This is a genomic window from Haloarcula mannanilytica, assembly GCF_005406125.1.
Classification (GTDB): Archaea; Halobacteriota; Halobacteria; order Halobacteriales; family Haloarculaceae; genus Haloarcula; species Haloarcula mannanilytica.
This window is the reverse complement of sequence record NZ_BIXZ01000002.1, coordinates 189750-202421: the sequence shown is the minus strand read 5'-3', so window position 1 is coordinate 202421 and position 12672 is coordinate 189750. Positions and strand designations below refer to the sequence as shown.

15 protein-coding genes and 1 tRNA gene are annotated in these 12672 nt (G+C 64.9%); 9 read left to right on the top strand and 7 right to left on the bottom strand.

What is annotated here, in order from left to right; translation table 11 throughout:
- Positions 1-43 precede the first annotated feature (43 nt).
- Positions 44-418, top strand: a complete 375-nt coding sequence (locus Harman_RS08220; protein ID WP_137683326.1) for a YccF domain-containing protein — start codon at positions 44-46, stop codon at positions 416-418.
- Between the two features lie 9 nt (positions 419-427).
- Here the strand turns inward: Harman_RS08220 and Harman_RS08215 are convergent, their stop codons facing one another.
- Positions 428-943, bottom strand: coding sequence for a CNNM domain-containing protein (locus Harman_RS08215; protein WP_137683325.1), 516 nt, complete (start codon positions 941-943; stop codon positions 428-430).
- Between the two features lie 112 nt (positions 944-1055).
- Between Harman_RS08215 and Harman_RS08210 the strand changes: the two genes are divergently transcribed.
- A complete protein-coding gene (locus tag Harman_RS08210; RefSeq protein WP_137683324.1) occupies positions 1056-1385 on the top strand; it encodes a DUF7577 domain-containing protein in 330 nt (109 codons plus the stop codon).
- Here Harman_RS08210 and Harman_RS08205 read toward each other — a convergent pair whose 3' ends face one another.
- Together Harman_RS08205 and Harman_RS08200 are read right to left on the bottom strand one after the other, a co-directional pair.
- Positions 1386-2225, bottom strand: a complete 840-nt coding sequence (locus Harman_RS08205; protein ID WP_137683323.1) for a DUF1109 domain-containing protein — start codon at positions 2223-2225, stop codon at positions 1386-1388. It lies immediately after the preceding gene.
- Positions 2226-2521: 296 nt separating this feature from the next.
- Positions 2522-3550 (bottom strand): radical SAM protein, encoded by a 1029-nt coding sequence (locus Harman_RS08200; RefSeq protein WP_137683322.1) that lies wholly within the window; start codon positions 3548-3550, stop codon positions 2522-2524.
- A 133-nt stretch (positions 3551-3683) separates the two neighbouring features.
- On the opposite strand from Harman_RS08200, the gene Harman_RS08195 reads away from it, so the two are divergent.
- The 5 genes from Harman_RS08195 (at position 3684) to Harman_RS08175 (ending at position 7169) form a co-directional block, all read left to right on the top strand.
- Positions 3684-5033, top strand: coding sequence for an MFS transporter (locus tag Harman_RS08195; protein ID WP_137683321.1), 1350 nt, complete (start codon positions 3684-3686; stop codon positions 5031-5033).
- Between the two features lie 37 nt (positions 5034-5070).
- Entirely contained in the window at positions 5071-5571 is a 501-nt protein-coding gene (locus tag Harman_RS08190) for a phosphate-starvation-inducible PsiE family protein (RefSeq protein ID WP_137683320.1), read from the top strand.
- Between the two features lie 45 nt (positions 5572-5616).
- The gene (locus Harman_RS08185; protein WP_137683319.1) at positions 5617-6714 is read left to right on the top strand and encodes a DUF373 family protein; all 1098 of its coding nucleotides are present in this window, start codon (positions 5617-5619) and stop codon (positions 6712-6714) included.
- Positions 6714-7010: a hypothetical protein gene (locus Harman_RS08180; protein WP_137683318.1), complete on the top strand. Its 297-nt coding sequence runs from the start codon at positions 6714-6716 to the stop codon at positions 7008-7010. Before Harman_RS08185 ends, Harman_RS08180 begins: the two co-directional genes overlap by 1 nt.
- A gap of 54 nt (positions 7011-7064) precedes the next feature.
- Positions 7065-7169: transfer RNA gene (locus tag Harman_RS08175), tRNA-Arg, on the top strand.
- A 605-nt stretch (positions 7170-7774) separates the two neighbouring features.
- On the opposite strand, the gene Harman_RS08170 is transcribed toward Harman_RS08175, so the two are convergent.
- Both Harman_RS08170 and Harman_RS08165 read right to left on the bottom strand, forming a co-directional pair.
- Positions 7775-8137 carry a group I truncated hemoglobin gene (locus tag Harman_RS08170; protein ID WP_137683317.1) on the bottom strand — a complete coding sequence of 121 codons (363 nt, stop codon included), beginning with the start codon at positions 8135-8137 and terminating at the stop codon, positions 7775-7777.
- Between the two features lie 84 nt (positions 8138-8221).
- Positions 8222-9679 carry a hypothetical protein gene (locus Harman_RS08165; protein WP_137683316.1) on the bottom strand — a complete coding sequence of 486 codons (1458 nt, stop codon included), beginning with the start codon at positions 9677-9679 and terminating at the stop codon, positions 8222-8224.
- A gap of 144 nt (positions 9680-9823) precedes the next feature.
- On the opposite strand from Harman_RS08165, the gene Harman_RS08160 reads away from it, so the two are divergent.
- Both Harman_RS08160 and Harman_RS08155 read left to right on the top strand, forming a co-directional pair.
- Entirely contained in the window at positions 9824-10282 is a 459-nt protein-coding gene (locus tag Harman_RS08160; RefSeq protein WP_137683315.1) for a TRAM domain-containing protein, read from the top strand.
- A 75-nt stretch (positions 10283-10357) separates the two neighbouring features.
- Positions 10358-11140, top strand: a complete 783-nt coding sequence (locus Harman_RS08155; RefSeq protein ID WP_137683314.1) for an SDR family oxidoreductase — start codon at positions 10358-10360, stop codon at positions 11138-11140.
- A 21-nt stretch (positions 11141-11161) separates the two neighbouring features.
- Here the strand turns inward: Harman_RS08155 and Harman_RS08150 are convergent, their stop codons facing one another.
- Positions 11162-12154: a mannose-1-phosphate guanylyltransferase gene (locus Harman_RS08150; protein WP_137683313.1), complete on the bottom strand. Its 993-nt coding sequence runs from the start codon at positions 12152-12154 to the stop codon at positions 11162-11164.
- A gap of 82 nt (positions 12155-12236) precedes the next feature.
- On the bottom strand, positions 12237-12521 hold the full coding sequence (locus tag Harman_RS08145) for a DUF7091 family protein (RefSeq protein ID WP_137683312.1): 285 nt from the start codon (positions 12519-12521) through the stop codon (positions 12237-12239).
- Between the last annotated feature and the right edge of the window lie 151 nt (positions 12522-12672).

Sequence of the window (12672 nt, the reverse complement as noted above, 5' to 3'; positions counted from 1 at the left end):
ACCGGACAGGAAACTTATGGTGCCGGCTGAGCTACATTCAACCATGAGCGACCAACGGTCCCTGCTTGTCCGTGCGCTGTGGTTCCTGCTTGTTGGCTGGTGGGTGACCGGCATCTGGCTCTCGGCGGCGTGGCTGCTGAACGTCACCATCATCGGCATCCCGCTGGGCATCAAGATGATAAACAAAGTGCCGCTGGTCCTGACGCTCAAGCGGCGCGACCGGCTCGTCGAGGAAAGCAACGGGGGGTCGCAGTACTCGCTGGTGGTCCGCGCCGTCTGGTTCGTCTTCGTCGGCTGGTGGGCCAGCGGCGTCTGGACCGGCGTCGCGTACGCGCTGTCCGTGACAATCGTCGGCCTCCCGCTGGCGATCTGGATGTACAACAAGCTCCCCTTTGTCGTCTCGCTGTACCAGTACTGACGGTCCGCGTCAGTCCATGTACGGTTTCTCGATGTCGCTCTTGACGGTGATGAGGGCGTTCATTCGGCGAGTGATAGCGTCAAAGAGCGTGATGAGCGGAGAGAGTACACGCTCGACGAACCGCACGGGCGAGGCGATGGTGAGTGCCCACCGCTCGGCGTTGCCGAGTCCGAACGCCTTCGGCACAATTTCGCCGAAAATCAGGATGAGGAAGCTGGTAATCACCGTCGTCGCGACGACTGCCGGTCCCGGCTGGAGATAGCTCGCGACGAGGACGGTCATGATGCTGGAAATCGCGATGTTGACGATGTTGTTGCCGACCAGCAGCGTCACGAGCAGCCGATGGGGATTGTCGTGAAGTTCCTTCAGGACCGCAGCCCGCCGGTCGTCCGTCGCCGCCTGTTGCTCGATCCAGTCTCGCGGGAGCGAGAACACCGCCGTCTCCGAACTGGAAAAGAACGCGCTCAGTCCGAGAAGCAACGCGACGGCGAGTCCGCCACCGACCGCCACAATATGACCACTCATGGGCTCCGTTCGGCCAGCCGAGCCAAGAAGCCGTCGACGGGGCTGGCCTATGTAACGGGGGCGCTCTCGCTCGCGCCGAAGGATACTCGGTCGTCCAGACCCATGTGAACATATGGCAATCGGCCAGCTAGAACTGGCATTTCGCGTGGTCGTGACCCTCTTTGCCATCGCCGCCCCGACGCTCCTGTTCCTGGGGCTGTGGCGGGGCCTCGACGCGATGCGGGACGACGAACTCATCGAACGGGCGCGCCAGCGGGCCGAGGCGACCGACCAATCGCCGACCGAGGCGGACTGGCCGCTCGACCCTCTGCCCGACAGCGGGCAGTCGCCGCTGACGGCGGACGATTCGGGGCCGGTCGTGACCTGCGAGACGTGCGGGACACCGAACATGCAGGACGCGACGTACTGTCAGGAATGTCTCAGCGAACTCGACGGCGCGTAGTTAATCGAGCCTCTCGTTCTCGCCGACCTGAATCGCTATCGTCGGCTCGGACCGCTCGGTACCGCAGCCGATATCCTGTTCGATTGCGAGCGTCGCCGGCTCCGTCCGGTTCGTGTCTATCGGGAGGTCGGCAGTGATCGCGTACGACTTCGTGGTCGAACCGGCGATGGTATCCTCGTCCCAGTCTCGGTCGACGCTCACCCATACGTCGTTCCGGGGGGCATCCGTGGGACCGACCAGGCAGGCCGATAGCGACGGTGGCTCAAGCGCCCGCAGGAACGGCGATGGATTCGTGGCACGGACTATCCCGATCTGGCTGCTAACGGGCGTGTACCCGCCTGAACCCTGCTGCGCCGCTGGCACTGACACGGTGACCGAGTCGGTCGTCTCTACGTCGTAGGTCACGTCACCGCTGAGCGCGTCGGCACCCACGAGCACGCCGCTCACGACGAGGAGGCCGCCGAACGCGACCGCCGCCGTTTGACGCGACGGCGTCGGCATCCCTTCCCGAAGCGCGTAGCCGAGTCCAACGAACAGGCCCGCGGACGCGGCGAGCAGCAGGAACGTCCCCGTTTCGCCCGGCGAATACCGGATGACGACGTAGCCGACGAACACGACGTAGCTCACGCCGCTGAGAGCGAAGGCCACGACATCAAGCACGTCCCGTTCGAGGACCAGGCCCGCGATGAAGAACCCAATAAAACCCAGCAACAGCAACGCCGCTTTCACCGTTATCGAGAGGTCGAACACCACGTCCCGGACGAAATACAGGAGCGCCGCCGCGGCGAACAGGACACCGAGTGCGTACAGGAGTTTCCCGCTGTCGATAGCGACTCGCATGGAGGGTATCGATGCTTCACCCGACTGATAAATAAAGCCACGCCCGGACAGCACAGGCTGGGAGCTAGCGGTCTCCCGTTACTCAGGGTGACAAACAGCGTTTAGGTGCTAATCGTCAGCCGTCGCCTGATTTCCCCCAGCGTCAGCACCGCTGGATAGCGGCGTCCGCTCGACGACCTTTTTCAGCGTCGGGTCGCCGGAGGCGACCACTCCTCGAAAAACGTCGATGAAAAAGCCGGACGCGCACTTCGTTCCCGTCCGGAGAAACCGCGCCTCACTTCGCTCGGCACGGTATATTAGTCGTCAGCCGTCGCTCGTCCGGCGTCAGTACCGTTGGACAGCGGCGTCCGCTCGACCACAGTCCCGTCATACGTCGGGTACTGCTCGACGATTTCGCCCTTCTCGATGTCGCCTTCCTCGACCATCTCTTCGACCAGCCACCACGCCAGTTCGACGTGCTCGGATTTAACGGTGTAGTACTCCTCGGGGACGCCGAGGGCTTCCAGTCGAGCCTCGGAGGTCCAGGCTTTCCCGTAGACGAGCGTGCCGTCGTCGGTCACGTCGTCGAACGGGCGACGGATGTTGCGGGCCATCCGCTTGAGCCGCGAGCGGTGCTGGGCGGCGTCCTTGAACACGCTCGTACAGAAGTACACCTTCTCGTGGTCGCCCATCGTTTCGAGGATGTCGTGAGAGCCCTCGACGGCGCTCATGTGGTCCTCTTTCAGCTCGAAGCCCTCCTCCTGCATCCGGCGGTAGTTCCCGTCGGACATCTCGAACTCGTTGATGTTACAGAAGTCGGCCGCGCCCTCATCGAGGAACTCCAGGAACTCCTCCTCGGCGCGGATGCCCGGAATTTCGAAGGCCGGTGTCAGCCCCTCCTCGCGGGCGATGTAGAGGATGTCCTCCCACTCGGTGCCGTGGAGGTCGCCCCACTGCTCTAAGGGCGGGTGGAAGCGGATTTCGTCGAGGCCGGCCTCCGAGAGACGACGCATGTTCTCGCGGCCGCCGGGGATGCCGGTGTAGAGGTGCGTGTGGTGGTCCTCGCCGAATTCGTCTTTCAGCAGTTCCAGGTAGTGACAGGTCCGGTCCAGCACTTCCTGGGGTTCGCCACCCGTGATCGAGGTCCCCAGCGCGCTCATGCGCTTGGCCTCCTCGATGACATCTGAATCGTCCTCGATGGGCCGCTCGTTGGCGTACATCTGGGTGACGTTCTTGCGGTTTTCCCCGAGGGGACAGTAGAAGCAGTCTCGCTGGTCGCAGTAGCCGTAGACGAACAGCACCATCTTGCCGCCTTTGGCGCACTGTTCGCAGCCCTCGGAAATCATTGTCTCTAGCCACTCCTCCCAGCGGGAAAAAGCGTGCGCATCGGGCCTGGCGTGGGATGGGACGGCATGCACGGGCACGCTGGACCCTCATGCTCCCCGGGCGCTTTTCCCGCTCCCCGACCCAGACGGTGGTATGACAGACACCGGGACCGGCATCACCGGGTCCCGCCGCCGTCGTGGCCTCGCGGTCGTCTTCTTCGTCGTCTTTCTGGACCTGTTGGGGTTCGGTATCATCATCCCCATCCTCCCGTACTACACACGCACGTTCCCGGGTGGGACGGAGTTCGTCATCGGGCTACTCGCGGCCTCCTACTCCGCGATGCAGTTCGTCTTCGCGCCGCTTTTGGGTTCCCTGTCGGACCGCGTCGGCCGCCGCCCGGTGCTGGTGGTGTCGCTGTGTGGCTCCGTCGTCGCCTGGACGGTGTTCGGGCTGGCCGACGCGCTGTGGCTGCTGTTCCTGTCCCGGCTGCTGGCCGGTGCGATGGGCGGGAACCTCTCGACGGCCCAGGCATACGTCGCCGACGTGACGCCGCCGGAGCGTCGGGCCGCCGCGCTCGGCTTCATCGGGGCCGCGTTCGGCCTCGGATTCATCTTCGGCCCCGGCATCGGTGCGGTGTTGAGCTTCGATGCGACGGTCGCCGCCGTCGACGGGCTCCTGCCGGCAGCCGTCCCTATCTCCCGATTCTCGCTCCCGAGTTTCGCCGCCGCGGCCGCAAGTCTGGCTGGTGTCGTCGTCGCCCTGCTCTTTCTCCCCGAGTCCAGACCCGTCTCTGAGTCCGCGGGCGCGACCGCGACTGAGCGAACGTCGTCGTTCACACAGCTCCGGACGGCGGTGTCGACCCCCGGCCTCCGACCCCTCCTCGTGGCGTTCTTTCTCGTGTCCTTCGCCTTCTCCGGCGTCCAGGTGATGTTCGTCCCCTACGTCGCCGACATCTACGGTTATACTGCGGCCCAGAGCGCACTCCTGTTGACCTACATCGGCGTCGTCGCGGTCATCACGCAGGGCGTTCTGGTCGGCCGGCTCTCGGCCCGCTACAGCCCGGTCCGGCTCTCCCTGTTCGGGACCGCGCTGCTCGTCGTCGGCGTCGGCGCGATTCCGATCTCGCGGCCCATCGGGTCGGTACTCCCGGACCTGACCGCACTTGTCCCGTTCCTCAGCGCTGACCTGCTCGGCCTGTTGCTCGTGTTGACGCTCTTGCCGCTTGGCAACGGCGTCCTCTCGGTGACGTTGACGGCGCTCGTCTCCCAGCGGGCCAGCGCGGCCGTCCAGGGGAGCGCCTTCGGGGTCACGCAGGGCGCTGGCAGTCTCGCCCGGACCGTCGGCCCGCCGGTCATGGGCGGACTGTACTTCGCCGTCGGCTTCTGGTCGCCCTTTGTCGTCGGCAGCGTCCTGCTGCTCCCGGTCCTGTGGCTCGTCGCTAGGCTGGGGACGACACCCGACACCTACGAGCCACGGCCGGCGGACCCGGGCCACGCCAGATAGGGACCGCCTTGAATTGGCTGGAGACCGTGTTACGTGTATGGACGACGAGGAGTCCGACCCGGTTGGCGGGCCGCTGCCGGCGGCGGAGACGTTTGACGACAGGGTGCTGGCGTTCAGCGAGACGGCGATTCGGTACGTCGAGGTCGTCGCGGCGCTGGTGCTGGTCCTGCTCTTTGCTATCGGCGTCTTCGACCTCGGCCTCCAGATTTTCCAGAGCGCGCTCCGGGGCGACATCACCGACCCGCTGGTCGTCGTCGGCTTCATCGATACCGCCCTGCTCCTCTTTATCATCGTCGAGGTGTACCAGACCGTCGTCGCGTACACACAGGAGAGCGAAACACGGCGCATCGTCCGGCTGGTCATCTACACCGGCGTCATCGCGATGGTTCGGAAGGCCATCATCTTCCGCACCGGCGAGTACGCGTCCGAACAGGCCGCGCTCCTCGCAGCAGCGGCGTACACGCTCATCATTCTCGGGCTTGCCACACTGTTGCTCGTTGAACGCCGAACGCGCGAGGCACCGTCGGAATCCAGATGAGTCGGTCCCGAAAGAAGTTAAACACCGACGGCGTAGCGCCGCTAGATGCTGCTGGTGCTGTGTATCGACCTCGACGACGATCTCGGCCGCAAAACCGGCATCGACACGCCCGTCATCGGGCGCGATGCCGTCGTGGACGCAGCGGTGGCGCTGGCCTCGAACGACCCGGAAGACTCCGACGTGAACGTCCTGTTCGAAGGGGTCCACATCTACGACGACATCACCGACGAACCGGTCGAAGTCGCCGCCGTCACCGGCGTTGACGGGAGCGATGTCGCTGCCAACCGGGCCGTCGGCGAGGAGGTCGATACCGTGCTGGCGTCACTGGCCGCAAGCGAGGACGTGCGGGCGCTCATCGTCACCGACGGCGCACAGGACGAATCCGTCGTCCCCGTCATCCGCTCGCGGGTCCGCATCGACGGCGTCCGCCGTGTCGTCGTCCGCCAGGCCCAGAACCTGGAATCGATGTACTACACCATCAAGCAGGTACTCGACGACCCGGAGACCCGTGGGACGATCCTGGTCCCGCTGGGTATCCTTCTGTTGATCTATCCGCTGACAATCGCCATCGAAGCGCTGGGGTATCCCGGCTCCGCGCTGGGCGTCATTTCCGGCCTGCTTGGGCTCTATATCCTCGCGCGCGGACTCGGTGCCGAGAAGATACTGGACGAGGCGGTCGAACGGGCGACCTCGGGGCTGTACGCCGGCCGCGTGACGATTATCACCTACGTCGTCGCGGCCGCACTGCTCGTCATCGGCGGCGTCAGCGGCGTTCAGGAACTCGAACGGCAGACCGACCCCGACGCGCTCGAAGTCATCGCGTCGCTGGTCTCGGGGGCAATCCAGTGGTTCGCCGCCGCCGGCATCACCTCCAGCCTCGGCCGCGTGACCGACGAGTACCTCGACGGGACTTTCCGCTGGCGGTACCTGAACGCCCCCTTCTACGTCCTCTCAATCGCCGCCGTGCTACATGCCGTCAGTGCCTTCTTCCTCGGGGCACGGGACCTGGAGTACCTCGCAGTGATGCTCACCGGCGGGACCCTGTTAGGCCTGGTCAGCACGCTGGCCTTCGCCGTCGCGGAGGCCCGTCTTGATCGCCCCGAACAGCACAATCAAGGCCCCGGCGGCCCCTCATCCGAGTGATGTACGTCTCCCGTGCCGTCGAGAGCCTGCGCGACGATCCTATCGAGGGCGAACCCGTCGAACTCGTCCTCGAAACGGCTGCCGACGCCGACCCCGAGAGCGTTGCCGCGGCGGCAGCAGCGGCCGGTGCGACCGTCGAACGTCACCTCCAGTTCGACGACCTGCTGGTCTCGACCACGCAGGACGAGATCGACGCGCTCTGTGACCTGGACGGGTTGGCGGCGATTCAGACCGGCGACGTGAACGCCATCACGACGGTTGACGACGTGGAAGAGGATATCGATCCCGGCGACTGATTTACGACTGCGTTCCGCATTTCTTTTGTCACCACCGGAAGTACACGACAGCGAGGGCACGTAGCTCAGTCCGGATAGAGCGTCGGACTTCTATCTCCGCTGGCTGTGCCACCGGGGGAAGCCATCCGACGGTCGTGGGTTCGAATCCCACCGTGCCCGTTATCTGCGAACGAAAGTGAGCAGCAACGGCTCCGGGATTCGAAGCACGCCAGACCTCGGACAGTCGGTCCGGGCAGGAACGTCTCCCACTAGACTCGCTCTCCGGCCACGATAGCTATCAAATAGCAACGCGTCACGCCGACGTAGCGCTACGGCAACGCGAATGGGCGCGTCGTTGATACCACCCGAGCTTTACTGTCCCCTTCATGCGGTTGACTATCGGCTATCTATTCTGGAAAGGCGTACTACCAAGTGGAGGCAGGATGCCACACGCTCATCGAAATATTACAGTGAAGGAAATACCACTGCCGTTACTGCGTCGGTTTGCAAGGCTTGTCAGAGGCATAGCAACCCGACTTGGGGGGAAGTAACGGAGGCGTACCCCTCACATGTAATGCTACGCCGCCAATAAGTATGAAACAGCGACATTTTCACACTCAACTGTTGTTTTGAAAAAATGGGTGAAACCCCGGAACTACGGTCAGGGCATCGGTTCCAGTTTGCGGGGTCAGGGACACAGCGGCAGTTCGCTTTGCCGCACAGGATGTTTCGTTCCCGCACCCTCTCCAACTGTCGTTCATCACCTTCCTGCACTTCGCACTCGTCTACGCCTCGACGATGTCGTCTTCCATGGCGGCGACGTCGGTGAGGATCGCCGCGATGTCGTCGTCGGGAACGTCGTTCTCCCGGAGGGCGGCTTCGAGGTGGTCTGCGACGTGGCCGAACGCTTCCTCGGTGATGCCCATGCCGTCGTGGGCGGTTGCCATGTCGTCCCCGTCGTAGTTGACTGGGCCGCCAGCGACGGCGCTGATAAACTGGACCTGGTGGCTGTAGAGGTCCTGCATATCGGTGTCCTCGAAATACGGTTCGAGAACGGGGTCGTCGAGCACGCGGTCGTAGAAATCAGAGACTACCGCTTCGACCGCGTCACGGCCGCCGATTCTCTCAAATATGGACTGAGATGCCATCGTCGGATGGCAAGTGAGCGGTCGACATGACAGTTGTGATAGAACATATTCGGCCCCGAACACCGGGGCTAGCGGACACAGTAGTTAGCGTCGCTGCTGGCGACGAACCAACAGTACCGACACAAGTCCGAGCGTTCCGAGAGCGGTCCACTTCCCGTGACGGTCGGTGATGGGCCGGATTGACTCGGTGCTGTGACCCCTCTCGGCGTCGGTTTCAGCGTTCGAAGTCGCGGGACCCGCCTCGGCTATCGGCGCGGCGTTCGTCTCGCGGCCGGTCGTGTCCGCCGAACCGCTTCCTCGCGGTACAGGATCTGTGAGCGCGTCAGCGGGGACCGCCGGTGCGGGGCCGGTGACGGCCTGCCTGACAAACCCGTCAAGGTCGGTTCCGGCGACTGCCGACACCGTCTCGGCGAACAGCGCGAGCGTAATTGGCTCGTCCTGCTGGAACAGCCGTTCGAGGACTGTCTCGAACGTTCGGCTGCTGTCAGTCGCCTCCCGGATTCGAGCGTCGATGGCCGCGATGACGCGCGTTCCCTTGTCGTACTGTGCGCCCGGGCCGTCCCAGCTATCGGGCTGGGTCAGGTCTGCGGTTTCGTGGCGCTCGGTCGTGATCCGGCCCCGGAACTGCTGTTCGCTGATCTCGCCAGCGCCGTAGGTGAGTGCCGCGGTGTGGTAGTCCGCGCTTCCTTCCCCGAGCCAGTCCATCGCCGGTGTCGTCTCGACGGTCTGTCGGGTGTGGCGGTACTCGTGGACCCAGACGTTGACCGGGGACCGGACGGGTTCGCCGGCGTTGACGATCACGTCCGATTCGCCGTTCGACGGGGTGTACCCACCGGACGCGAGTCGGTTCGGCGCGACGAACACGCGGATGTGACCGTGATCAGTTCCGGCCGTTGAGGCACGCTTCGCGTGACTGATCGAGTCAAGCACTGCGGTTCGGTTAGGCCGCAGGTCCGCACTTACCGGGACAATCACGGTAATCCGGTCGCCCTCGACTGTTCTGGTCGCTGTCTCGTGGGGGCCGATGTAGGCGGCCGTGGTCCCGGCGACACCGTCCTGGCCGGGCGCGAGTGCGAGCGATTCGTTCCACGTGGGCCGTGGCCCGACGTGCCAGCGCCAGCGGGCACGCAGTGACACCTCCTGTCTGGCGATGAGTGTCCAGTCGTCCGTGTCGGCAGTCCGCTGGCCGAACGTCGTCTCGAGTCCAACCGGCACCGTGTAGGTCAGTCGCGCCGTCTCGGTGTCGCCGGTGGTCCGCCAGCGCTCACCATCGGATCGGAGTCCGTCGGCTTGCAGTACCGTTGTCTCCGCCGGTGTCCGGACAGACAGTCCGGTGACGTGCTGTGGCAGATCAATCGTTGCGGACACCCGTACCCGCCCGGTCTGGTCCGGCTCCCGCTCGATTGTGTATCGGGCGTCGATCGACCCGTCGCCGTCGCTGGTGCCGAACTGTGCCGGCGGTCCCGACTCGATACCGAGGGCGGCTGGGGACGAACAGAGCAGAAGGAAACAAACCAATCCTGCAAACATCTGCGTTCTCATATCCTGAATTCTGTCGAGTGCTACGCGACAACCAGCGAGTGGCCCTAAAGTGCATACCGGTGAAAATCTCAAACGTAATAACAGGCTGTGCGGCGCGGAGGTGGGGTCGCAAGCGTTTTGCCAGCGGCCACGCTACTCCCTGATATGCCCGACTGTCCGCTTGCAGACGACTGTCCCAAATTCACCGAGCGAATCCAGGGGATGGGCTGTACCCACTACGGCGACCGTGGGGGCGCCGAGTGGTGTAACCACTACAACCAGCCGATCTCGGAGCTCAAGAGCCAGCCGGTCAAGATGGGCGAGGAGGTCACTGTCGACGTTGAGGACATCCACGAGAGCGGTGCCGGCGTCGGCCGGACCGAGGATGGCTTCATCATCATGGTCGACGGCGTGCTCCCGCCGGCGCGGTCGCTGGTCAAGGTGACAAATGTCCACTCGAACCACGCCCGCGCCGAGGAGATTGAGCGACTGGAGATGGACGAGGACCTCTCGGAAGCGGAGACCGACGGGGACGACGCTGACGCCGACGAGACGGAGGATGACGACACGGGTGACGATGACGGCCGGCGTCTCGGGAGCCGGGACAACTTCTGGGGCAGCTAGGCCGGGCCGCGGTCACGGTACCTGGGACAGTCCGCGAGCGGGACTTCTTTGAGACAGTCGGTTCTTGTGGCGGATATGGACCTCGAACTCGATGGTAACGCAGCGCTGTGTACCGCCGCGACGAGCGGCCTCGGCCTCGCAAGCGCCGAAGCGCTCGCCGCCGAAGGAGCCGATGTGGCCGTCTGTGGCCGGACGCCGGACCACGTCGACAAGGCACGAGACAAACTCGAATCGGTCGGCGACGGCGACGTACTTGCCGTCGAGGCCGACATCACCGACCCCGACCAGATCGAGGCGCTCATCGAGGAGACCGTCGACACCTTCGGCGCCCTCGACCACGTCGTCACCAGCGCCGGCGGTCCGGCCCCCGGCCCGTTCATGGAAACGACCGAACGTGAGTGGTACAGTGCCTACGACCTGCTGGTGATGAGCGCCGTCTGGACGACTCGAACCGCCTACCCCTACCTCCGGGACTCCGAAGCCGGCACTATCGTCAACATCACCTCCCGCTCCGTCCGGGAGGTCATCGATGATCTGGTGCTCTCGAACGCCGTCCGGCGGGCCGTCATCGGGCTAATGAAGACCCAGGCCCGCGAGTTCGCGCCGGAGGTCCGCGTGAACGCAGTGCTCCCCGGCGCTCATGAGACCCCACGTATCGAGGAACTCGTCGAGGCGGCCGTCGAGCGCGGCGAGTACGACTCCTATGAGGACGGTATCGAGTCGTGGTCCGACGCGCCGCTGGGGCGTGTCGGCCAGCCCGAGGAACTCGGTGACGTGGTGGCGTTCCTCTCGTCGGCCCGGTCTTCCTACGTCACCGGGACGGCCCTGCCCATCGACGGCGGGTCAATGCGGAGCTAGCGGGCCTGGCCGTCGGTCCGGTCAGAAACGCCCGTCGGCCCGCAGTTCCGCGACCACTTCCCGCACCCGCTGGGCCTCGTCTTTCGGGACGACGAGCGTGCGGTCGTCGAAGGACGCTATCACGAGGTCTTCGACGCCGACGGCGCTGACGTGGCCGTCGCTCGCCAGCACGTTTCCCTCGGCGTCGATGGTGACGGCCTCGCCCAGTACCGCGTTCCCGTCCTGGTTGTCGAGGACGCGCTCAAAGGCGTCCCACGAACCCAGGTCGTCCCACTCCAGCGCCGCCGGGACGATGAAGGCGTTCTCGGCGTCTTCAAGCACGGCGTAGTCGATGCTCACCGGGTCGACGGCGTCGAACGCCGCATCCGGGTCCCCGTCTAGCCGGTCGACCATGGGTGCAAGCGGCGACGATTCGGCGGCACTGAGGAGGGCCGTCGGTGTCCACGCGAACAGCCCGGCGTTCCAGTAGAACCCCTCCCGGACGTACCGCTCTGCGGTCTCCCGGTCGGGCTTCTCGTGGAACGTCTCGACCGGCGCGAAGCCGTTCTTGGACGGTCCTGGCTTGATGTAGCCGTAGCCGGTCGCCGGCCGGTCCGGCTCGATGCCAACGGTGACAAGCCCCTCGGTTTCCACTGCGACCCGCGCGGCGGTGTGAGCGACTTCCGCGAATGGTCCGGTAATCCGGTGGTCGCTCGGCAGACACAGCAGGACGCAGTCGCCGACCTGCTCGCGGATGCGGTGGGCCGCATACGCCAGCGCCGGCCCGGTGTCTTTCGGCTCCGGTTCGGTCAACACCGCCGCACTCGGGGCGCGCTCTCGCACCCCGTCAGCGAACGATTCCCGGGTCAACACGTAGGTCTCGTCCGCGAATCCGACCCGGTCGACCGTGTCGGCGAGCAGTGACTGGTCTTCGCCAAAGGAGAGAAACTGTTTGGGTCGGTCGCTCCGACTCGCTGGATACAGACGTGTCCCGGTCCCCCCGGCCAGGACGAGTGCGACAAGCGGTCGTTCCATACCCCGGCTTCACCCGGCCGGTGCTAAAGTGTTGTACTGGCGAGCGTGCTGAAGCACAGTCGACCCCGCTGCCGTCGGCCCCTTACCACGTCTCTATCGTCCCGTCCCTGATGTCCTCGACACATCCCTGACAGTCGGGATTCTCCGCGTCGTAACAGACCGGCCGGCGCTGTTCGTCCATCGACACCGCGCGGTACTCGGCGTGGCGACGACAGACGATGCGGGCCCGCCCCTCCTCGTCTCTGGGCAGGCCGGCCTCCGCCGACCGCTTGCCGTTCTGATAGGCCTTCTTCGCGTCCGAGAGTTGCTGCTCGGCCGACCGCAGGGTCTCCCGGATGAACCGCGCGAGTCGCTCGTCGTCGGCCATACCGGCCGTTGTGCCCGCCGACAAATCAATCTTCTCGCGTGCCTCTCACGACTTGACTCCATGGCTCCGACATCCTCACGCAGTTTCACTTTCACTCCGCTGGGCGAGTGTTTATATCCGAAGGCGACCAACTGTCGATTGTCTCCCAACG